This window comes from Herbaspirillum sp. Her4, assembly GCF_057961335.1.
In genome coordinates this window covers 4,837,482-4,857,572 of record NZ_CM176330.1, presented here as the reverse complement: position 1 = coordinate 4,857,572, position 20,091 = coordinate 4,837,482, and the positions used below count along the sequence as shown (strand labels likewise).

14 protein-coding genes are annotated in these 20,091 nt (G+C 63.7%); 10 read left to right on the top strand and 4 right to left on the bottom strand.

The genetic code is table 11. The annotated features are described in order from the left end of the window. Window positions 1-292: 292 nt before the first annotated feature. Window positions 293-4,570: a S8 family serine peptidase gene (locus ACWFUC_RS21935; RefSeq protein ID WP_489623274.1), complete on the top strand. Its 4,278-nt coding sequence runs from the start codon at window positions 293-295 to the stop codon at window positions 4,568-4,570. An 80-nt stretch (window positions 4,571-4,650) separates the two neighbouring features. On the opposite strand, the gene ACWFUC_RS21930 is transcribed toward ACWFUC_RS21935, so the two are convergent. Beyond that, entirely contained in the window at window positions 4,651-5,562 is a 912-nt protein-coding gene (locus tag ACWFUC_RS21930) for a LysR family transcriptional regulator (protein ID WP_489623273.1), read from the bottom strand. 335 nt (window positions 5,563-5,897) lie between these two features. Here ACWFUC_RS21930 and ACWFUC_RS21925 point away from each other — a divergent pair, with 335 nt between their 5' ends. The 9 genes from ACWFUC_RS21925 to ACWFUC_RS21885 all read left to right on the top strand — a co-directional run bounded on the left by ACWFUC_RS21925 (window position 5,898) and on the right by ACWFUC_RS21885 (window position 15,725). Further along, on the top strand, window positions 5,898-7,436 hold the full coding sequence (locus ACWFUC_RS21925; protein WP_489623272.1) for an ABC transporter substrate-binding protein: 1,539 nt from the start codon (window positions 5,898-5,900) through the stop codon (window positions 7,434-7,436). A gap of 71 nt (window positions 7,437-7,507) precedes the next feature. Next, window positions 7,508-8,425: an ABC transporter permease gene (locus tag ACWFUC_RS21920; RefSeq protein WP_121042182.1), complete on the top strand. Its 918-nt coding sequence runs from the start codon at window positions 7,508-7,510 to the stop codon at window positions 8,423-8,425. Between the two features lie 17 nt (window positions 8,426-8,442). Beyond that, a complete protein-coding gene (locus ACWFUC_RS21915; protein ID WP_489623271.1) occupies window positions 8,443-9,363 on the top strand; it encodes an ABC transporter permease in 921 nt (306 codons plus the stop codon). A 26-nt stretch (window positions 9,364-9,389) separates the two neighbouring features. Then, on the top strand, window positions 9,390-10,394 hold the full coding sequence (locus tag ACWFUC_RS21910; RefSeq protein ID WP_489623270.1) for an ABC transporter ATP-binding protein: 1,005 nt from the start codon (window positions 9,390-9,392) through the stop codon (window positions 10,392-10,394). Next, a complete protein-coding gene (locus tag ACWFUC_RS21905) occupies window positions 10,391-11,236 on the top strand; it encodes an ATP-binding cassette domain-containing protein (RefSeq protein ID WP_310839786.1) in 846 nt (281 codons plus the stop codon). The genes ACWFUC_RS21910 and ACWFUC_RS21905 overlap by 4 nt, the downstream gene beginning before the upstream one ends. A 39-nt stretch (window positions 11,237-11,275) precedes the next feature. Further along, window positions 11,276-12,697 (top strand): M20 family metallopeptidase, encoded by a 1,422-nt coding sequence (locus ACWFUC_RS21900; protein WP_489623269.1) that lies wholly within the window; start codon window positions 11,276-11,278, stop codon window positions 12,695-12,697. After that, window positions 12,694-13,893, top strand: a complete 1,200-nt coding sequence (locus ACWFUC_RS21895) for a M20 aminoacylase family protein (protein WP_489623268.1) — start codon at window positions 12,694-12,696, stop codon at window positions 13,891-13,893. The genes ACWFUC_RS21900 and ACWFUC_RS21895 overlap by 4 nt, the downstream gene beginning before the upstream one ends. A 435-nt stretch (window positions 13,894-14,328) precedes the next feature. Next, on the top strand, window positions 14,329-14,640 hold the full coding sequence (locus ACWFUC_RS21890; RefSeq protein WP_489623267.1) for a hypothetical protein: 312 nt from the start codon (window positions 14,329-14,331) through the stop codon (window positions 14,638-14,640). A 416-nt stretch (window positions 14,641-15,056) separates the two neighbouring features. Next, a complete protein-coding gene (locus ACWFUC_RS21885) occupies window positions 15,057-15,725 on the top strand; it encodes a DUF2026 family protein (protein WP_489623266.1) in 669 nt (222 codons plus the stop codon). Window positions 15,726-17,258: 1,533 nt separating this feature from the next. Here ACWFUC_RS21885 and ACWFUC_RS21880 read toward each other — a convergent pair. Genes ACWFUC_RS21880 through ACWFUC_RS21870 form a run of 3 tightly spaced genes read right to left on the bottom strand, consistent with a single transcriptional unit; the run spans window position 17,259 to window position 20,047 of the window. Beyond that, window positions 17,259-18,032 (bottom strand): DUF3299 domain-containing protein, encoded by a 774-nt coding sequence (locus ACWFUC_RS21880; RefSeq protein ID WP_489623265.1) that lies wholly within the window; start codon window positions 18,030-18,032, stop codon window positions 17,259-17,261. A gap of 15 nt (window positions 18,033-18,047) precedes the next feature. After that, complete coding sequence (locus tag ACWFUC_RS21875; protein WP_489623264.1) at window positions 18,048-19,316, bottom strand: ABC transporter permease; 1,269 nt, start codon at window positions 19,314-19,316, stop codon at window positions 18,048-18,050. Next, on the bottom strand, window positions 19,313-20,047 hold the full coding sequence (locus ACWFUC_RS21870; RefSeq protein WP_134222889.1) for an ABC transporter ATP-binding protein: 735 nt from the start codon (window positions 20,045-20,047) through the stop codon (window positions 19,313-19,315). Before ACWFUC_RS21870 ends, ACWFUC_RS21875 begins: the two co-directional genes overlap by 4 nt. Between the last annotated feature and the right edge of the window lie 44 nt (window positions 20,048-20,091).

Genomic DNA, 20,091 nt, shown 5'->3' with positions numbered 1-20,091 from the left:
GTGCCTTTGCATGGACGGCACTGACGCTTCTTCCTTTTGGCAGTGACCCGCAGACGGGTTTCGCGCGTCATCCTCCCTTCGGTCGCCCCCTCACCTGAGGTACGAAGCTTCACCTCCCTCCGGCCAGAACAGCACCAAAAGACAATGTCCAGAAAGACCTTGTCCCCCGACAATGCGCCCCTACAAAAGCCGGTCCGAACCGGCACCAAGGGGCGACGACAAGAAGGACGGGGGACGGGTTTGCCTTCCCGATGACCCGGCCAATTCCAAAAGATCGACCGAGGAAGGGAAGATGAAACACAAAAAGAAGCAGGACAAGTCCGCCTGCACCACGCCGCCCGCCGGCTTGCGCCTACACCGTCTCTGCACCGCCGTACTGCTGACCCTGAGCCCGGCCCTGAGCCTGCCCGCTGGCGCCCAGAGTTTCGTCAACTACGATGGCAGTACCACCACCGACGCTGCCGCCGCCCTGGCCAGCTGGACAGGCAACAAGGAATTCCAGACCGATTGGGGGCTGGGGGCCATGAATGCCCAGTACGCCTACGCGGCCGGCTTCTCGGGCCTGGGCATCAAGCTGGGCGCGGTCGATTCCGGGCTATTGCTGTCCCACGCCGAGTTCGTCACCCGCAACGTCAAGGCCTTGGCCGTCACCGGCACCTACGCCAATGACGGTTCGCAATATCAGGACGGCAGCCAGGCCTGGAAAGCAGGGGACGCCTTCAGCACCACCGGCGCACTGAGCAAACTCAACGACAAGCACGGCAGCCACGTCTCCGGCACCATCGCCGCGGCCAAGAACGGCGCGGGCATCATGGGGGTAGCCTTCGCCAGCGACTACCACATCACCAATACCAACGGCACCGACAGTTCGGTCTATGGCGTGAACGTGGACTACAACTACTTCAAGGCAGCCTACGGCAACCTCGCCAATGCCGGTGTGCGGGTCATCAACAGCAGCTGGGGCAGTGCGGATTCGCGGGACGACTTCGGCAGCATCGGCGGCGTGGCCGCAGCTTACGAGCGCCTGCAAGGCGGTAACAAGAAAAGCTGGCTGGACGCCGCCGCCGATGTGGCCAAAGAATCCAACACGCTGATGGTCTGGGCGGCCGGCAATACCGCCAAGGCCAACGTCAATATCCGCTCGGCACTGCCTTACTTCCGGCCGGAACTGGAGCAGAACTGGATCGCGGTGGCCGCCATCAACGCCAGCTCGGTGCTGCCCAGCTTCTCCAACCAGTGTGGACTGGCCAGGTACTGGTGCGTGTCCGCCCCCGGCTCGGCCATCACCAGTCTGAACATCAATTCCGACACCGACCTGGTCAACGCCTCCGGCACCTCCATGGCCGCCCCGCACGTGACCGGCGCACTGGGGCTGCTCATGGAGCGCTATCCCGACCTCGACAACCAGGCCATCCGCACCATCCTGCTGACTACCGCCAAGCATCTGGGCAGCGGTCCGGCGGACGTGCCCAATGCCATGTTCGGCTGGGGCGTGCCGGACCTCAACAAGGCCTTGAATGGTCCGGGGCAACTGCTGGGCGTGTTCAACGCCAACATCGCCGCCGGCCGCAGCGACACCTGGAGCAACGACATCTCCGAAGCCGCGCTGATCCAGCGCAAGAGCGATGACCGTGCCCAGCTGGCAGCCCGTGAGGCCGCCTCGCCGGATGCCCTGCAGGCGGCCGCTGCCAGCGCGGCGGTCCAGATCGCATCGAATGTGGAGAGCGGCTATGGCCAGGCCATGACACTGGTGCAGACACGCGCGCAGCGCAATGCCACCTTCCAGGCCAGCAAGAAGAAAGAGGACAACACTGCCTTCCAGCAAGCCGACAAGGCAGTCGCCGCCAATCCGCTGGCAGCGGCGCTGCTCAAGCAGTCCGGCAGCGGTCCCACGCTGAGCAAGGAGGAGTTGATGGCCAGGCTGATCGCCGCAGATCCGGCCACGGTGGCGCTGGGCGACTATCACGCCCAGGCCACCTATCTCGACGCCGCCCGCAAAAAGACCGATGCCGATTACGTCGGCAGCCTGGTCAAGACAGGCGAGGGCAGCCTCACCTTGTCGGGCAACAACAGCTATTCGGGGGGCACCCGGCTGGAAGGCGGCACGCTCGGCGTGGCGTCTTCCACCGCGCTGGGTACCGGCCCGCTGGCCATGTCCGATGGCACCACCTTGCGTGCGGCGGCCGACCAACTGGCCTTGGGCAATGTGGTCAGCGTCAGTGGCGAAGGGCGCTTCGATACCCAGGCTTTCACGCTGACGCTCAATGCCGGCATCGCCGATGGCCGCAGCAGGGGCAGCCTGGTCAAGCAGGGGGAAGGGACATTGCACGTGCTCGGTCCGCTCAGCTACAGCGGCAACACCACCATCGCCGCCGGCACATTGAGCGTACCGGCCTTCAGCCTGACGGCGGACCAGACCCTGACCGTGGCCGTGGCCAGTGCCAGCCAATACGGCAAGCTGGCAGTCACCGGGGCGGCCAGCTTTGCGCCCGACGCGCACCTGGCCGTGGATGTCTACAAGACCGCCAGTCTGGGAAGCGGCCAGACACTGGCCGGCGTGGTCACGGCCGGCAGCCTCACCGCACCGCGCCTGAATGTCACGGACAATTCCCTGCTGTTCGACTTCAAGCCTGTGGTGTCCGCTACTGCGCTTGACCTGAACATCGTCGACGCGAACAGCATTCAGCAGGTCGCCCAGGCGGTGCTGACGCCGGATGCGGGGGGGACACCGACCCCTGCCATACAAGCAACGGGCACGCAGCCGGCCGCTACACCTGCTCCGCCCGTACAGCCAACGAACACGGATGCGTCCAGTACACCGGCTTCAACCGTACAGGCGACCAGCACGCAGGCGTCCAGTACACCTGCGCCAGCCGTACAGGCAACTGGCACACCGGCATCCACTGCGCCAGCGCCAGCTCTACAGGCAACTGGCACACCGGCATCCACTACGCCAGCGACAGCTGTACAGGCAACTGGCACACCGGCATCCACTACGCCAGCGCCAGCTGTACAGGCCACGAGCACTCAGGCGTCCACTCCACCTGCACCAGCTGTACAGGCCACGAGTACTCAGGCGTCCACTCCACCTGCACCAGCTGTACAGGCAACGAGCACTCAGGCGTCCACTCCACCTGCACCAGCTGTACAGGCAACGAGTACTCAAGCATCCACTGCACCGGCTCCAGCTTTACAGGCTACGACCACCCAAGCGTCCACCACGCAAGCTCCAACTGGTCCGGCCGCAAATAAACCAGTACCGGCAGCGCCAGTGGCACCGGCATCCTCACCAGCAGCACCAGCAGCACCAGCAGCACCGGCGGCACCGGCGGCACCGGCGGCACCGGCGGCACCGGCGGCACCGGCTGCAGCATCGGCAGCACCCGCAACCCCTGCAGCAGCATCACCGGCTCCAGCGCCCGCCCCCACAGTGCGCCCCTCGGCCACACTCATCGCCGCCGCCACGGCCGCTGCACGGGTCGCCCCGGTACTGGACCGCCAGATCCGGCAGCCCTCCACGGCGGACATGGCCCAGGTGGTCACTGCCCTGGGCCGCATGCCCGACCCGGAAAGCCTGCTGCGTGCCGCCAGCCAGACCCTGCCCAGGGACGTCAGTGCCAGCGCCATCCGTGGCACCATGGCGTCCCTGAACCGCGTCATCGCCACCCGCACCGAGAGCGGCAACATGGGCAGCGCAGCTGCAGGCAGCGGCGTGTCCTCAGGCGAGGCAGGCGGCGACCGCCAGGTGTGGATCATGCCCTTCGAGTCGCGCACCAACCAGGGCGACCGTGGCGGCGAGTCCGGCTTCAGCGCCAGCACTTCGGGCCTGGCCGCCGGTGCCGAGATGGAGTTCGACAGCGCACGCGCCGGCCTTTCCTACGCCTATGCCAGCACCAGTGCCAGCGGCAATACCGCCATCACCGGCACCGGCAGTCGCAGCCGCATCGAGTCCAACATGGTGGCCCTCTACGGCAGCTTCCCGCTGGGAGAGATATCACTCGGCTGGCAAGCCGACCTAGGCCGCAACGGCAACCGCCTGGACCGCCAGATGCAGTTCGGTGGCCTCAATCGCATCGCCAGCAGCCGCTTCCAGAGCTGGCATGCGCATTTGGGCACGAACGTATCGTTCACGCTGCCGCTGAGTGAAGCAATGAGCCTGGTACCTGCCCTGCAGCTCGACTACACCCGCCTGCAAAGCCCGTCCTACGCCGAGAACGGGGCAGGGGACCTGAACCTGTCGGTGCAGGGCAAGCGCAGCCAGGCGCTGTTGCTTGGCACGGCGGCGCGTTTGAATTACGCGCTGACGCCAGGTTCGCAGATCAGTACCTACCTCGGTGCCAGCTATGACGTCATCAACGATCGCGATGACCTGGTGGCCACCTATGCCGGTGCGCCGGGCCAGTCCTTCACCACGCCCGGACCCGCTCGCTCGCCGTGGTTGTTGAAGGCGGGTGTGAGCTATCGCTTCAAGCTGGTGGAAGCGGCCGACATCTTGCTGCGCTTCGATGCCGAAGGCCGCAGCGGTTTCATCAACCAGTCGGCGGCGATCAAAGCCAGCTGGCGCTTCTGAGCGATGCAGTGACCTGCTGAAAAGCTGAAAGAAGAAACAACGCGGCCGCTCCTGTAGCGGCCGCGTTGCGTTGTTGCGTTTTACAGGTCCTTGCTCAATTCCGCGACCAGATAATCCAGGAAGATCTCGACACTGCGCGGCAAGGTCCGTCCGGCCAGCGTCTGTACTTCCACAAAACGGCCATCGGTCGGACAGTCGCGGATCGGCCGCATGGTCAGTTCACCGCGCTCGATGCGGTAGCGCACGGTGACGTCGCCGGTGATGGAGAGCGCGTCGTTATCGAGCACGTAGTTGTGCAGCGACTGGATGTAATTGCTGGTCATCACCGGTTCGATCACCACTTGCTGGCGGCTGCAGGCGATGTCGAACAATTGCCGCAGCGTCGTGGTCGGGTCGGGCAGGGCCAGGGGATAGGGTTTGAGCTGGCCCAGCGACACATGGCGGAAGCGCGCCAGCGGATGATCGTTGCGCATCACCAGCGCAATGGGGCCGGGCTGGCGGTGCACGACCTTGATCTCCGGCTCGGGCAGTCGTGCGAAGGTCAAGCCGATATCGGCATTGCCTTCGCGCACCTGGCGCGACACGACTGCCGGCGCGCCCACGAAGAGCTGGAACACGAAGCCCGGATATTTTTTCTGGAAAGCGTTGATCAGGCGCGGCAGGAAATCGATCGCAAAACCTTCCGAGGCCGACAGCCGCACACGCCCGCTGCGCAAGCCTTTCAAGGCCTGCAGGTCGGCCACCACGCGGTCGGCTTCAAGTGCCATCTTGCGCGCATGCGCGGCCAGCATCTCGCCACCCGCCGAGAGCACCATGCCGCGTGGACGGCGTTCAAACAGAACCGTATCGAGCGTTTCTTCCAGGCTGCTGATCTGGCGGCTGATGGCCGAGCTGGCCACGTTGAGGCGCTGCGAGGCTTCGCTGATGGAACCGCAGCGGACTACTTCGAGAAAGTAGCGCAGCGCGGTGTCTTGCAGTTGCTGTGATTTCATCCGGTGACTCCTTCCGTCCTGACCAAGGCTGACCGGCACTTTACCCGGTCGGTGCAAATAATTTCGCGCTTTATTTGGTGCGTGCTTCACGGCTTTGGTGCAGTGCTTGCGGGCTGGGCGCGCACTGCGATGCTGCACCTGCTCCACGCCCCGCAGCCCAGCAGCGATGCGGCTTTTGCCAGGGTGGTCTCATTGTGGTGCAGCATTTTTGCGTTCTGGATTCGGCAACGCAGGCTTAGAAATTTGATGATTGTGGCATCGATAAATCCTAGCCTAGTATCAGCCCCGACGTCGCGATTTTTTCTAAATTGTCTTATTCGAACGAAGGGGCAGGAATGAACGCACTACCGAAATCCCTCATGCGCTGGTCACGTTGCGCGGTATTCATGGCGGGGGCCATGAGCGCGATGGCAGCCCATGCCGGCAAGGCCAACGACACCCTCATCTACGCTTCCGACAGCGAAGTCGAGAACATCAGCCAGTACCACAACAACCTGCGCGAAGGCGTGATCCTGGCGCACCTGATCTGGGACACCCTGATCTATCGCGATCCCAAGACCAACGAGTACAAGCCGCAACTGGCCACCGCCTGGAAGTGGGAGTCGCCCACTGCGCTGGTGCTGGATCTGCGCCAGGGCGTGCAATTCCAGAACGGCGACAAGTTCAGTGCCGACGATGTGGTGTTCACCTTCAACTACGCCGTCTCGCCGGAATCCAAGGCGGTCACACGCCAGAACACCGACTGGATCAAGAGCGTCGACAAGCTGGGCGAGTACCAGGTCCGCATCAACCTGAAGGGGCCGTTCCCCGCTGCCCTCGAATATCTGGCCGGTCCGCTGCCGATCTATCCGGCGGCCTACTTCAAGAAGGTCGGGCTGGAAGGATTTTCCAAAGCTCCCATCGGTACCGGTCCCTACAAGGTCACCAGCGTGATCCCGGGGCAGGGCGTGACCCTGGTCAAGAACGGCAACTACTTCAAGGACAGCCCGCAAGGCCAGCCCTCGATTGGCAACATCAAGTTCGTGGTGATCCCCGATCCGGAAACGCGTGCCGCGCAGCTGATGACCGGGGCCATCGACTGGATCTGGCGCGTGCCGCCCGACCAGGCCGATTCGCTCAAGACCAATCCCAAGCTGACCGTGCAGAGTGGCGAGACCATGCGCGTGGGCTTCATCACCCTGGATGCGACCGGCACCTCCGCGCCCAATTCTCCCTTCAAGGATGTGCGCGTGCGCCAGGCGGTCAATCACGCCATCAACCGCAAGGGCTATGCCGAGAACCTGATGCGCGGCGGCAGCCAGCCGGTCTATACCGCCTGCTTCCGCACGCAGTTCGGCTGCGACAGCAATGCCGCCATCAAGTTTGACTACAACCCGGCCAAGGCCAAGGAGCTGCTGGCGGCGGCCGGTTATCCGAACGGCTTCGATACCGACATCTACGCTTACCGCGAGCGTGAAATCGCCGAAGCCATCATCGGCGACCTGCGCAAGGTCGGCATCCGCGCACGGCTGCATTACATGAAGTTCGCGGCCCTGCAGACCGAATACCGCAGCGGGAAGACACCCATGAGCTTTTATTCATGGGGCTCCTTCTCCATGAACGATACCTCGGCCTTTGCCGGAGTCTACTTCAAGGGCGGGGCCGATGACATCACCAAGGATCCGCAATTGCAGCAGTTCCTGCAGACCGCCGATACCTCCATCGATCCGGCTGTGCGCAAGGCCAATTACACCAAGGCGCAGGAACTCATTTCCAAACAGGCTTACGTGGCACCGATGTTCTCCTACTCGACCTTCTATGCCTTCAATGCGCAGTTGAAGTTCCAGGGATATCCGGACGAGTTGCCGCGCTTCTACGAAGCCTCCTGGAAATAAACCCGGTGGCGCACGCCCTGCGTGCGCCGCTCCTGACGTCATCCGCCCAGCTTTTGCAAGGAAGGATCGCCATGTTGATCTACCTCCTGCGCCGCCTCGCCATCGCCTTGTGCGTGGCGCTGACGGTGTCCGTCGTCAGCTTTACCTTGCTGCATCTCTCCGGCGATTTGGCGGTCTCCATCGCCGGGCCGGAAGCCACGGCGGCCCAGGTCGAATCGGTGCGTACCCAGTTCGGCCTGGACCGCCCGCTGACCACGCAATACGTGGACTGGCTGGGCCGCGCCGTGCAGCTCGACTTCGGCAAGTCCTTCTACTTCCAGGGGCCGGTGATGGAAATGATTTCCGAACGCCTGCCCATCACCTTCAAACTCGGCGGCAGCGCCTTGCTGCTGGCGATCCTGACTGCCATTCCATTGGGCGTGCTGGCGGCGCTCTATCGCGATACCTGGCTGGATCGCACGGCGCTGCTGATCGCCGTGGTGGGGCAGGCCATGCCCAGCTTCTGGTTCGGCCTGACGCTGATCCTCCTCTTCGCCGTCACCCTGCACTGGCTGCCGGTGGCCGGCAACGAGAGCTGGCAGCATTTCATCCTGCCGGCCGTGGCGCTGGGCTACTACGCCATGCCGGCCATGATGCGGCTGACCCGCTCGGGCATGCTGGAGGTGCTGGGCTCGGACTACATCCGCACGGCGCGCGCCAAGGGGCTCTCCAAATCGAGGGTGGTGTTCAAGCATGCCCTGCGCAATGCGGTCATCCCGGTGGTGGCGCTGGCGGCAGTTGAGCTGGGGTTCATGCTGGGGGGCTCGGTGGTCATCGAGTCGGTCTACTCGATGCAGGGCCTGGGGCAACTCGCCTGGGACGCCATCTCGCGCAACGACTATCCGGTGGTGCAAGCCGTGGTGCTGATCATCGCCATGTTCTATATCGGCCTGACCTTCCTGGCCGATGTCATCAATGCGCTGCTGGACCCGCGCATCCGTACCCGCTGATCTTGTCTGGAGACGACATGAGCGTTACCTCATCATCCACTTTGCCGCCCCCTGCCGTGTTGAGTGCGGCCTTGCCACCGCTGCCGGCATGGCGCCGCAAGCTGCGCCGCCTGCTGGGCCATCGCGGCCTGGTGCTGGGGGCACTGTTCCTGGCCATCATCGTGCTGGCGGCCATCTTCGCACCGCTGCTGGCGCCGCATGATCCCTTCGAGCAGGATGTCACGGCGCGCCTGATCCCGCCGGTGTGGCAGGCCCAGGGCAGCTGGGAACACATCCTCGGTACTGACAAGCTGGGGCGCGACTATCTCTCGCGGCTGATCTTCGGTGCGCGCGTCTCGCTGACCATCGGCATTGCCGCCGCGCTCATCTCGGGCCTGATCGGCACCACCCTGGGCGTGCTGGCCGGTTACTTCAGCGGACGTACCGATGCCGTCATCAGCTATCTCATCACCACGCGCCTGGCCATGCCGGTGGTGCTGGTGGCGCTGGCCATGGCCTCGCTGGTCGGTGGCTCGCTGAAGGTGGTGATCGTGCTGCTGGGGCTGTTGCTGTGGGATCGCTTTGCGGTGGTCACGCGCTCGGCCACGCAGCAATTGCGCGATGCCGAATTCATCGCGGCCGCCAAGGCCATCGGGGCTTCGACCCCCTACATCCTGCTGCGCGAGATCCTGCCCAACATCATGGGTGCACTGATCGTGGTGGCGACGCTCGAAATGGCCCACGCCATTCTGCTGGAGGCCACGCTGTCCTTCCTCGGACTGGGCGTGCAGCCGCCCACGCCGTCGTGGGGCCTGATGGTGGCCGAGGGCAAGACCTACATGTTCTTCAAGCCCTGGGTGATCGTCATTCCAGGTGTGGCGCTGGCGCTGCTGGTGCTGGCGATCAACCTGGTCGGCGATGGCCTGCGCGATGTCAATGCGCCCGACGGCCGCAACTAACTGAGGGTTCACGCAAGGAGCACACCATGAGCATATTGCTGGACGTGAAGAACCTGAAGGTGGACCTGCCCACCGAAAACGGCATGCTGCATGCCGTGCGCGGCATCGATTTCCAGGTGCGCAAGGGAGAGATGCTGTGCCTGGTCGGCGAGTCCGGCTGTGGCAAATCCATGACTTCGCTGGCCTTGATGGGACTGCTGCCGCGCAAGGCGCAATGCAGTGCCGACCACATCCTCTTCGATGGCGCGGATCTCAACACCATGAGCGAGCGGCAGCGCATGCAGTTGCGCGGCAAGCGCATGTCGATGATTTTCCAGGAGCCGATGACGTCGCTGAACCCCGCCTATACGCTGGGCAACCAGCTTTGCGAGGCGATGCTGCAGCAGCCGGGCGTCACACGTGGCGAGGCACGCGAACGTGCGCTCTACCTGCTGCACCGGACCGGCATCAGCAACGCCGAAGACCGCCTGCGCCAGTATCCGCACCAGCTCTCCGGCGGCCTGCGCCAGCGCGTGATGATCGCCATGTCGCTCATGTGCAGCCCGGACCTGATCATCGCCGACGAACCCACTACCGCACTGGACGTGACCATCCAGGCGCAGATCCTGCGCATGATCCGCGAACTGCAGCAGGAGTTCGGGACTGCGGTCATCTTCATCACGCATGACCTGGGCGTGGTCTCGCGCATCGCCGATCGCGTGGCCGTGATGTATGCGGGGCAGGTGGTCGAAACCAGCGGCGTGGCGCAACTCTTCGCGCAGCCGCGCCATCCCTATACGCGCGGCTTGCTCAATTGCATCCCGGTGCGCGGCAAGACCTTGCCGGGCAGCAGGCTGCAAGCCATTCCGGGCGTGGTGCCCAGCCTGGTCGGGCAGGTCAGCGGCTGCGCCTTCCGCAATCGCTGTACTCTGGCCGACAGCGGCTGCGAACAGGATCCGCCCATGGTGCAGCAGGGCAGCCCTGCCTTGCCGCATGAGGCGCGCTGTTTCAAGCTCGATGTGCCGGTATCGGCGATGGAGGTGGCAGCATGAACACTTTGTTGAAACCACGGCCACCGCTCGACGATATTGCGCTGGAGCTGTGCGCCTTGTCGAAGGTGTATCCGCTCAAGCGCGGGCTGTTCCAGGCACCGGGTGAACTGAAGGCGGTCGATGACGTGTCGCTGCGTCTTTATCGCGGCGAGACGCTGGGCCTGGTTGGCGAGTCCGGCTGCGGCAAGAGCACCCTGGCCAAGATGCTGCTGGGCCTGCTGGCGCCGACCTCGGGCAACGTGCTCATCAACGGCCAGGAGGTCGATCCGACCGAGCGTCGCGCGCATGCACGTCACATCCAGCCGATCTTCCAGGACCCGTATTCGTCGCTCAATCCGCGCAAGACCGTGGGCGAGATCGTCGGCCTGCCGCTGAAGCTGCATGGCATCGGCAACGCTACCGAGCGCAATCGCCAGGTGCGCCAGATCCTCGATCTGGTGGGCATGCCGGAGCGCACCCACACGCAATATCCCAACCAGCTCTCCGGCGGCCAGCGGCAGCGGGTGGCGATTGCGCGGGCACTGATCCTGCGGCCCGACATCCTCATCTGCGACGAACCGACCTCGGCGCTGGATGTGTCGGTGCAGGCGCAGATCCTGAACCTGCTGCTGGATCTGAAGGCCGAGTTCGGGCTGACCTACCTGTTCATCAGCCACGACCTGGGCGTGGTGGAGCACCTGGTGGACCGGGTGGCCGTGATGAACAAGGGCAGCATCGTGGAATTGGCCTCACGTGAACAACTCTTCAGCGATCCCCAGCATCCGTATACCCGCATGCTGCTGGCCTCGGCGCTGACGCCCGATCCGGGCCTGGGTATTCCGGCGCTGGCGGCAGCCGCCTGAACACATGAACCAAACTGAAAAAAACCAAGGAGCAGCAGCATGAGCAGAGCACAAGCCATCGCCGGCGTACAGGCTTACTTCGACGACGGCCGTTTCATGGAAACCCTGAAGCGCCGCGTGGCCATCCGTACCGAGAGCCAGGAAGCGGCCAGCCTGCCCATCCTCTACGACTACCTGCGGCAGGAGATCACGCCTTATCTCGTCACGCTGGGATTTGACTGCGAAGTGATCGACAATCCGTTGCCGGGCGGCAGTCCCTTCCTGATCGCCGAGCGCATCGAGGAGGGGGCCGCCTTCACCTTGCTGACCTACGGGCATGGCGACGTGGTGCGCGGCTATGACAATCAATGGCGCGCCGGCCTCTCGCCGTGGGAGATCGTGGTCGAGGGCGAACGCTGGTACGGACGCGGCATCGCCGACAACAAGGCCCAGCACACCATCAACCTGGCCGCGCTGGAAGAAGTCATGAAGGTACGCGGCGGCAAGCTCGGCTACAACGTCAAGCTGATCCTGGAAATGGGCGAGGAAACCGGGTCACCCGGCCTGAACGAAGTCTGCCGCCAGTATGCAGAGCGCCTGAAGGCTGATCTCTTCATCGCCTCCGACGGCCCGCGCGTGAACGCTCCCACGCCGACCATGTTCCTGGGCTCGCGCGGCGGCTGCAACTTTGATCTGACCTGCCATCTGCGCGACGGCGGCCATCACTCCGGCAACTGGGGCGGCCTGCTGCGCAATCCTGGCGTGCGCCTGGCCAATGCGATCGCCTGCCTGGTCGATGAACGCGGTGCCATCCGCGTGCCGGCGCTGCTGCCGGATGCCTTGCCCAACAGCGTGCGCAAGGCTCTGGCCAGCGTCAAGCTGGGCGGCGGCCCCACCGATCCGGAGATCGATCCGGATTGGGGCGAGCCCGACCTCACGCCCGCCGAGCGCGTCTTCGGCTGGAATACGCTGGAAGTGCTGGCCTTCAAGACCGGCAATCCGGAGGCGCCCGTCAATGCCATTCCGGGGCGTGCCACGGCGCATTGCCAGATCCGTTTCGTGGTGGGCAGCGATGATGCGCATTTCATCGAACACATCCGCGCGCATCTGGATGAACACGGCTATGACGATGTGCAGGTGACGCTGTCGGGCGTGCAGTTTTCCGCGACCCGGCTCGATCCGGATGATGAATGGGTGCGCTGGGGCCTGGCCTCGTTGCAGGAGAGCACCGGCAAGACACCGACCTTGCTGCCCAACCTGGGGGGCTCGCTGCCCAACGATGTCTTCTCCGAGACCCTCGGCCTGCCGACGCTGTGGGTGCCGCACTCCTATCCGGCCTGCTCACAGCACGCGCCCAACGAGCATATACTGGCCAGCGTGTCGCGCGAGTCGCTGCAGCTGATGGCGGGCCTGTTCTGGGACCTGGCCGAGCAGGGCCGCGATGTGCTGGCGCGCCGCCCATCCCCCACGGAGAAACAATGAGTCACCCGCATGAACACGCCCTGTGCGAGGTCGCCGACCTGCACGATATCCACGACGAAATCACCGGCATCCGCCGCCATCTGCACCAGCATCCCGAACTGTCCTTCGAGGAAGTCGATACCGCCGCCCTGGTCGCCGCGCGCCTGGAAGAGTGGGGCTTTGCCGTCACCCGCCACATCGGCGGCAACGGGCTGGTTGCCACCCTCAAAGCCGGCACCAGTGCCCGCAGCATTGGCCTGCGCGCCGACATGGATGCCTTGCCCATCCACGAAGAAACCGGCCTGGACTGGGCCAGCGTGAAGCCCGGTGCCATGCACGCCTGCGGCCATGATGGTCACACCGCCATGCTGCTGGGCGCGGCCAAGCACCTGGCCCGCACGCGCCGTTTTGACGGCACGCTGCACCTGATCTTCCAGCCGGCCGAGGAAGCCGGCTTCGACAGCGGCGCGCAGAAGATGCTGGCCGATGGGCTCTTCCAACGTTTTCCCTGCGATGCCGTCTTCGGCATCCACAATCATCCGGGCGTGGAAGCGGGCACGTTCATGTTCAGGAGCGGCCCCTTCATGGCCGCCTGCGATACCGTCAAGATTCGCCTCACCGGGCGCGGCAGCCATGCGGCACGTCCGCACTTGTCGGTCGATCCGGTGGTGGCCGCAGCCAGCCTGGTGATGGCCTTGCAGACGGTGGTCTCGCGCAATGTCGATCCGATGGAAACGGCGGTGGTCACGGTCGGCAGCCTGCATGCGGGCAAGGCGTCCAACGTGATTCCCGAGTTCGCCACGCTGGAGTTGAGCGTGCGCTCCTTCAAGCCCGAGGTGCGCGCATTGCTGGAAGAACGCATCCGCTGCTTGGTAGCGCTGCATGCCGAGAGCTACGGTGCGCGCGCAGACATCGAGTACCTGCGCGGCTATCCGGTCCTGGTCAACAGCGATGCCGAAACCGAATTCGCCCGCAGCGTGGCCGAGGAACTGGTGGGGGCGGACAAGGTGATCGCGCCCTTCGGTCCGATCGCCGGCAGCGAGGACTTTGCCTACTTCCTGCAACAGCGCCCGGGATGCTTCTTGCGCGTGGGCAACGGGCAGGGCCAGCCGATGCTGCACAACGCCGGCTACGATTTCAACGATGCCAACATCCCCGTGGGCGCCGCCTTCTGGACCCGGCTGGTGGAGCGCTGGCTGCCCGTCAACGCGGTCTGAGCGGGGCGTCGGGCGGCTTATGCGGCAACAGCATAAGCGCATGACGAATGCTTCGTTTTCAGCAGATGCGTGGCCGGGTACATTGAGGGCGTCTCCTCAGACGTCCTTGGACTTGGACAATTCGAGCCTGAACCCGCCATGCGCAAGCCTGGCGGGTTTTTTTTCGTCTGTTTCCCTGCGGCAGGCCGGCTTGAAATCCACGTAACTTTTAACGGTCATGGAAGAGCTTGATGCGCCGCAAAGCCAGATGGTTGCTTGCTGTCGAGCTGGCAAGCCGCGTTGCGGGATCAGGAATTCCCCGATGTTCGCAGTCACGTTGGGCCACTACCATGGGAACCAATGAAACACGGTCTGTGCTCCGGACCCCCGACCATACAGTGGGGTCGTGACTGGCACGCAAGACCTTGACCAAGTATCTTGCCTGTGGAGCCAGCAATGCATTTCGTTACCGAATCCGTACCGGGTGAAATCACCCTGATGTTCATCAGTTACCTGGTCTTCTGCACCGTGCTGATGTATCTCTTCGTCAAGACCGACAAGGAGTGGGGCAGCCTGGAAGTGTCGCTGGATGACATCGGCCAGCGCGACCAGCAGATCATGGCCGCGGCCATGCGTTACGTAAAGGTGGATGCCGAAGACCGTTCGCTGTTCGACAATGGCCTGACCCGGCCGTCGCTGCAGCACTGTGCACAGTATCACGATGTCGATTGCACCTGCTTCATGCAGGCGCCGAAGAAGCCGGATTGAAACCCAGGAGAGACGTGCCTGGGGGCGAGGGAGTGCAGGGGAAGTGAAGTGAGGGGGAGTGAAGCAGCAAAGGCAGTACCGTTGCGTGGCATTAGGGGTAGTGCCCGCAACAGCAGCAAGTATCCGCAGTAGCAGTGAGCAGTAAGCTTCAGTTGTAAGCAGTACAGCAGTGAGCCAATGTCGTTTCGTTTTGCAATTGATTTGCAGTGCGTACCAGCAGTTGAAGTAGCCGTAGAAGTAGTAGCAATAGTAGTAGCAGTAGAGTTTTGCGCAGTAAACATGTCTTGAGGGTGGAACGGCAAGTCGTGAAGCCGCTTTTGTTCCAAAGCGCGTCACGCAACGGGAGTGTGCAGTCCGGCACACCCGTGGAGCGGCCTAGCGGCTTGCCCGTTCTTTTCCATGAGAAAATAGCGCCCATGCAAAGCTCACATTCCTCCGCGCAGAACCTGCGCCCATTGATCCCCCTGGCCGATTACCAACGCATCTTCCGCGTCATCCATTCCGTGCTGCACAGCGTGGAAGCGGACATCCCGGCTGCCAGTTTCTTCTTTTCCGTCACCGCCGCCCAGATCCTCAAGAAGTTCTACAAGCGCAATGCCTTCCCGGTCGCCGGTGCGGCCTTCTACCTGATTCGTGAAGATGGCGGCGGCGCGCTGTCCTTTGGTTCACTGGGGGAGGACGGCCAAAGCGTCACCAGCCACCAGGATGCTTTCCACGCCTGGGTGCAGTGCGACGGCTATGCGCTGGACTTCATGGCACCGCTGTTCCAGGAACTGCTGGTTTCGGCCGGCCACCCGCTGCCGGTACCGCGCCAGATGTTCCAGAAAGACCTGCAGCGCATGAGCGCGGACGTGCAGACGCTGGCCAAGCCGGGCGACTTCTACCTGGCTTCCAACCTGGAACTGACGCGCGAGCTGCTGCAGCAGTTCATGGCCAAGAAGGCACTGACCAATCTCTCGCAACTGTGCCTGGAATGGTTCCGCAAGCCGCCCAAGGCGATGCCGGACGACCTGGCCCTGCAAGGCGCCGATGGCGAAGTCTCGCGCATCAAGCTGCAGGCCACGGCCATCGAAGGCGTCTGGTAAGACGTTCGTCGTTTTTCTTCAGCAGTTTCTTCAGGGAATGTCATGGAGGCGGACGCCTCCGAGAGGAGGGTGTGCTGGACAGATGTCCAACACACCATGCGATCATGCATATCGGTTGCATGTACCGCACTAGGGTTCACACTATAGTTCGTCGTTATGACGGCTTCATGACATTTTCGGTATCACTTTCGGTATCACTTTTCTCCCGGCCGCTGCCGCTCTCGCTTTTTCCTTCATATCCCCTGTGCACTGTCATGGCGCGGTCATACGCGGCCACTAGACTTCAACACGTCTCCTCTGACCCTGTGCAGATGTTGTTGCCTGCGATGCGAGCGCGTCGCAGGCTTTTTTCTGCGGGTCAGCCAGTTTCTCCCAGCTTCATGCTTCACGCCCAGGCCGGACAGTGGCGTCGTAACCCGGCAGGTCGCACACGTAATGGAAGCCGCGGTCCTCCCTTCCCGTCAGGCGCAAGCTTGTCGGTGCGCGGCGCGGGGTGCGTCCCTCCCTTCCGGGCAGGCTCCGTCAGCGGGGCCTGCCCATCGCTTTCTCCTTTCCCCGCCTCCCGCTTTGCCCGCCGATTGCCCATCTGCTGCCCTGGTGGTGAATTCCCTTTGCAATCAACGACTTGATGCGCTTACCCAGCGCTTTTCCACAGGCTTGCTCCCAAAAAATGTGGATATCCATGCAAGGGCTGCAGGCCAACAGGCGTTGCCCGTCTCGTATCATTTTTCATAAAACCCTTAACAATCAATGGCTTGAGTGGCTTGTCCAGTGCTTTTCCACAGGCTTGCTCCCAAAAAGTGTGGATATCACCCCGCTCGGCCAGTCTGGGCGCGGCTTTGCGGCGGACGGACTGGTGCGCCAAAAAACTGCCCGGGTTTGCATCTGAAATGGTTTTTCCTTTGTAATCAATTACTTGGATCTCTTGTCAAGCGCTTGTCCACAGGCTTGCTCCCAAAATGTGTGGATATCCTGCCGGAAGCGCCTGGCGATGCCGTATTTCGAGTCCGGAGCAAGCTGAAAAGCCAAGGTCGGGCGTATTTGGGTGGTCTTTGCCAGCCGCAGTTGCGTTAATGAAAAGTTGTTTGGAATCAACGGCTTGAGTGGCTTGTCAAGTGCTTCTCCACAAGCTTGCTCCCAGAAAATGTGGATATCCTTGCAGGTCCTGCAACGCTTATCGGGTCTGCCGGGCTGCCCGTTTTTTGCCTGCTGCTGCCTCGGCTAAGGAAAGTCCTTTGCAATCAAGACCTTGCCTGACTTGCCCAGCGCTTCTCCACAGGCTTGCTCCCAAAAAATGTGGATATCCGCTCAAGGGACGGGGACAAGTCAGGGCCGCGAGATGGGCGGAAGGCGACTGCACCATTTCTGCGCGCTGCCGAGGCGGGAGGGAAAAGTACTGAAGAATCAAGGGCTTGGGTGGCTTGTCAAAGCCTTGTCCACAAGCTTGCCCCCGTAAAATGTGGATAAGGCCTGCGCAGGGCAGGCCTTGGAGGAGGCAGAGGAGAAACTGGGGATAAGCCGTCGGGCGACGACTCAGCTCTTGTCCGGCGCGCTGTAGGGTTCGACGCTGACCGCTTTCATGCTGTAGCTGGATGCGCCCATGGAAGAATCCGAGCGTTCCACCTTGAGCACGCCGCTGATCCACACCGCATCCATGGTGCGCACATTCTTGACGGCCTTGGCGCTCTTGACGTGAATGATCTGGTTGGCCGGCGGTGGCGGCACGTGAATGCAGGCACCGAAGTAGGGGACCAGCAGGAATTCCTTGAGTGCCTCGCCTTCCCGGTCCAGGGATACCACAAAGCCGGGCAGGCGTACCGGCTTGCCTTCCATGGCCGGGTCGACCGGGGCATCCTTCCAGTATTTCTTGGCCTTCCACAGCGCCGCATCGGCACGCGGATCGTCATCGGTCATCTGGTCCAGTTTCAAGCCCTTGAAGGGGGCCATCGGGTCCCAGTCCTTGGGGATCAACGATTCCCAGGCGATCTCCTGGAAGCCGTTCACCATCTTGCCCGAGGCCTGGTAAGGCTTTTCGGTCACGGTGGCACTTTGCTGCAACTGGTCGCCGACCTTGTAGGGGCCGTTGGATGCGTCCGCCACGCCCGGCACGGTGCTGCCGGCATCGGCGCGTGCCGTGACGGCGGGGACCGCGCCGGCCAGCGCGGCAGACGTCGCCGCGGCTGCGCTGACCGCTGCAGGCGCGGCCGCCGGGGCCGCGTGGGCGTTGACTTGCGAGAGCAGGCGCACGCCGAGCCCGGCCCACAGGCCGGCGACCACGATGCCGCCTATCCAGTAAAGAGTCTTCATATCATGGCTTCCAGATCAGAGTCTTGGTGTCAGGCCGTCCGACAGGCTCAGGCGATACGCGCGCCAGGCCGGCAACAGGCTGGCCACCAGTCCGGCCAGCACGGTCCAGAGCAGCAATTGTAATTCGCCTGCCGCCGGCCAGGCGGGATGCAGGGTAATGCCGAACTGGTCAGCCAGCATCGGCCCCAGCACCCAGATCAGTCCGCTCAGCAGCAACAGCCCCGCCAGCACGCCGCACAGCATCACGCCCAGTCCCTCCACGCACAGCAGCCACAGCACATCCAGCGGACGCGCCCCGACCGAGCGCAGGATGGCCAGCTCGCGCCGCCGCTCGCCCAGGCTGGCCAGGATCGCCGCCACCAGCCCGGCCAGGCCGACCACCACCACCATGCCCGAGACCACCAGCAAGGCGTTCTCGCCGATACCGACCACGTCCCATAACTGGTCCAGCGCCACGCCCGGCAGCACGGCCATCAAGGGCTCCTTGAAGCCATCGCCATCGGCAATGGCGCGCTGCACGGCGAACACGCGGGCGCGGCTCTTCAGGCCCACCAGGACGGCGGTGATGCTGGTCGGCGTCAGGTTGAATTTCTTCACGAATTCGGCCGGGATATGCACCCCCGGCAAGGGCGCACCGCCTTCCCAGTCAAGGTGGATGGCCTGCATGCCATCCAGGCCGATATGTACCGTGCGGTCCACCGGGGTGCCGGTGCGGGCCAGGATGCCGACCACCTTGAAGGGTTTGTCGGCGTGCTGGGTCAGCCCGAGACCACCCATGCCATGGGCCAGGACGATGACGTCTCCGAGGTGATAGTGCAGCTTGTCGGCCACGTCCGCCCCCAGCACGGCATCGAAGACGCCGGCAAAGGGCTGGCCTTGGGCCAGCTTGAGCGACTGGCCGCTGCCATAGCGGAAATGGGCGAAGTAATCGCCATTGGTGGCCAGCACCGGGAAGCCGCGATGTGAATCGCCCAGCGAGATCGGGATGGTCCAGGCCACCGCCGGATTGCGCGCCAGGGTCTGGGCACTGTCCCAGCCCATGTTGTTGGTGGCCCCGCCGATGCGGAAGATGGCGTACAGCATCAGCTGGATCGGACTGGTTCGCGCACCGACCACCAGGTCCGTGCCGGACACCGATTGCGAGAACCCGGCCCGCACTTCATGGCGTACCCGTTCGATGCCGAGCAGCATGGTGGTAGAGAGGGCAATGGCCAGCAGCATCAGCCCCAGCGTGAAGCGCCGGTTCCAGGCGCTGCGCGCGGCCAGTCGCAGGAGCAGCTTCATGCTGCCTCCTCGGGACGGGCGGCCTGGTTCAACTGTTCCAGCGCGATGCGGCGGTTGAAGCGTTCGGCCAGGCGCTGGTCGTGGCTGACGAAGACCAGTGCTGCGCCGCTCTGCGCACATTCGCGCTGCAGCAGGTCGAGGAAGGCTTGCTGGCGGTCACTGTCCAGGGCCGAGGTCGGTTCATCGGCGACGATGATTTCCGGACGGCCGATCAGCGAGCGCGCGGCGGCCACGCGTTGCTGCTGGCCGATGGAGAGTTGGGTCACGGGGCGCGTCCACAGGCCCGGTGCCAGATCCAGCGCCGCCAGCAGGGATTGCGCCACGCCCTTGAGATCGGCCCCTTGCTGGCCGGCGCGCTCCCTGCGGTAGGACGAGAACTGGCAGGGCAGCAGCACGTTGTCGAGGATCGACAGGTAAGGCAGCAAATTGAACTGCTGGAAGATGAAACCGATGTGATCCACCCGGAAGCGGTCCCGCCGCGCTGCAGAGAGGCTGTGCAAGGGCTGGCCCAGGACTTCCACGGTGCCGGCTTGCGGCACGATGATGCCGCCGATGGCGGCCAGCAGGGTGCTCTTGCCGCTGCCGCTGGGGCCGCTGACGAAGACATGTTCACCAGCTGCGACCTGGAAATGCGGCAAGGCCAGCGCCGGGTGTGTCTGGCCGGGCCAGGTGAAGCGCAGGTCGCGCATGGCGATGGCGGCGGCCGGGGAGGGGCGTTCAGGGAGAGTCATGACAACATGAAGGAAAAGCGCAGGAGTGACGAGGCAGAGGGGCC

What these genes read in the sequence shown, in the direction of transcription:
- ACWFUC_RS21900 (WP_489623269.1), top strand. Translation starts at nt 11,276, where the DNA reads ATGAGCAGAGCACAAGCCATCGCCGGCGTACAGGCTTACTTCGACGAC.
- ACWFUC_RS21935 (WP_489623274.1), top strand. Translation starts at nt 293, where the DNA reads ATGAAACACAAAAAGAAGCAGGACAAGTCCGCCTGCACCACGCCGCCC.
- ACWFUC_RS21895 (WP_489623268.1), top strand. Translation starts at nt 12,694, where the DNA reads ATGAGTCACCCGCATGAACACGCCCTGTGCGAGGTCGCCGACCTGCAC.
- ACWFUC_RS21885 (WP_489623266.1), top strand. Translation starts at nt 15,057, where the DNA reads ATGCAAAGCTCACATTCCTCCGCGCAGAACCTGCGCCCATTGATCCCC.
- ACWFUC_RS21910 (WP_489623270.1), top strand. Translation starts at nt 9,390, where the DNA reads ATGAGCATATTGCTGGACGTGAAGAACCTGAAGGTGGACCTGCCCACC.
- ACWFUC_RS21880 (WP_489623265.1), bottom strand. Translation starts at nt 18,032, where the DNA reads ATGAAGACTCTTTACTGGATAGGCGGCATCGTGGTCGCCGGCCTGTGG.
- ACWFUC_RS21925 (WP_489623272.1), top strand. Translation starts at nt 5,898, where the DNA reads ATGAACGCACTACCGAAATCCCTCATGCGCTGGTCACGTTGCGCGGTA.
- ACWFUC_RS21915 (WP_489623271.1), top strand. Translation starts at nt 8,443, where the DNA reads ATGAGCGTTACCTCATCATCCACTTTGCCGCCCCCTGCCGTGTTGAGT.
- ACWFUC_RS21890 (WP_489623267.1), top strand. Translation starts at nt 14,329, where the DNA reads ATGCATTTCGTTACCGAATCCGTACCGGGTGAAATCACCCTGATGTTC.
- ACWFUC_RS21905 (WP_310839786.1), top strand. Translation starts at nt 10,391, where the DNA reads ATGAACACTTTGTTGAAACCACGGCCACCGCTCGACGATATTGCGCTG.
- ACWFUC_RS21930 (WP_489623273.1), bottom strand. Translation starts at nt 5,562, where the DNA reads ATGAAATCACAGCAACTGCAAGACACCGCGCTGCGCTACTTTCTCGAA.
- ACWFUC_RS21920 (WP_121042182.1), top strand. Translation starts at nt 7,508, where the DNA reads ATGTTGATCTACCTCCTGCGCCGCCTCGCCATCGCCTTGTGCGTGGCG.
- ACWFUC_RS21875 (WP_489623264.1), bottom strand. Translation starts at nt 19,316, where the DNA reads ATGAAGCTGCTCCTGCGACTGGCCGCGCGCAGCGCCTGGAACCGGCGC.
- ACWFUC_RS21870 (WP_134222889.1), bottom strand. Translation starts at nt 20,047, where the DNA reads ATGACTCTCCCTGAACGCCCCTCCCCGGCCGCCGCCATCGCCATGCGC.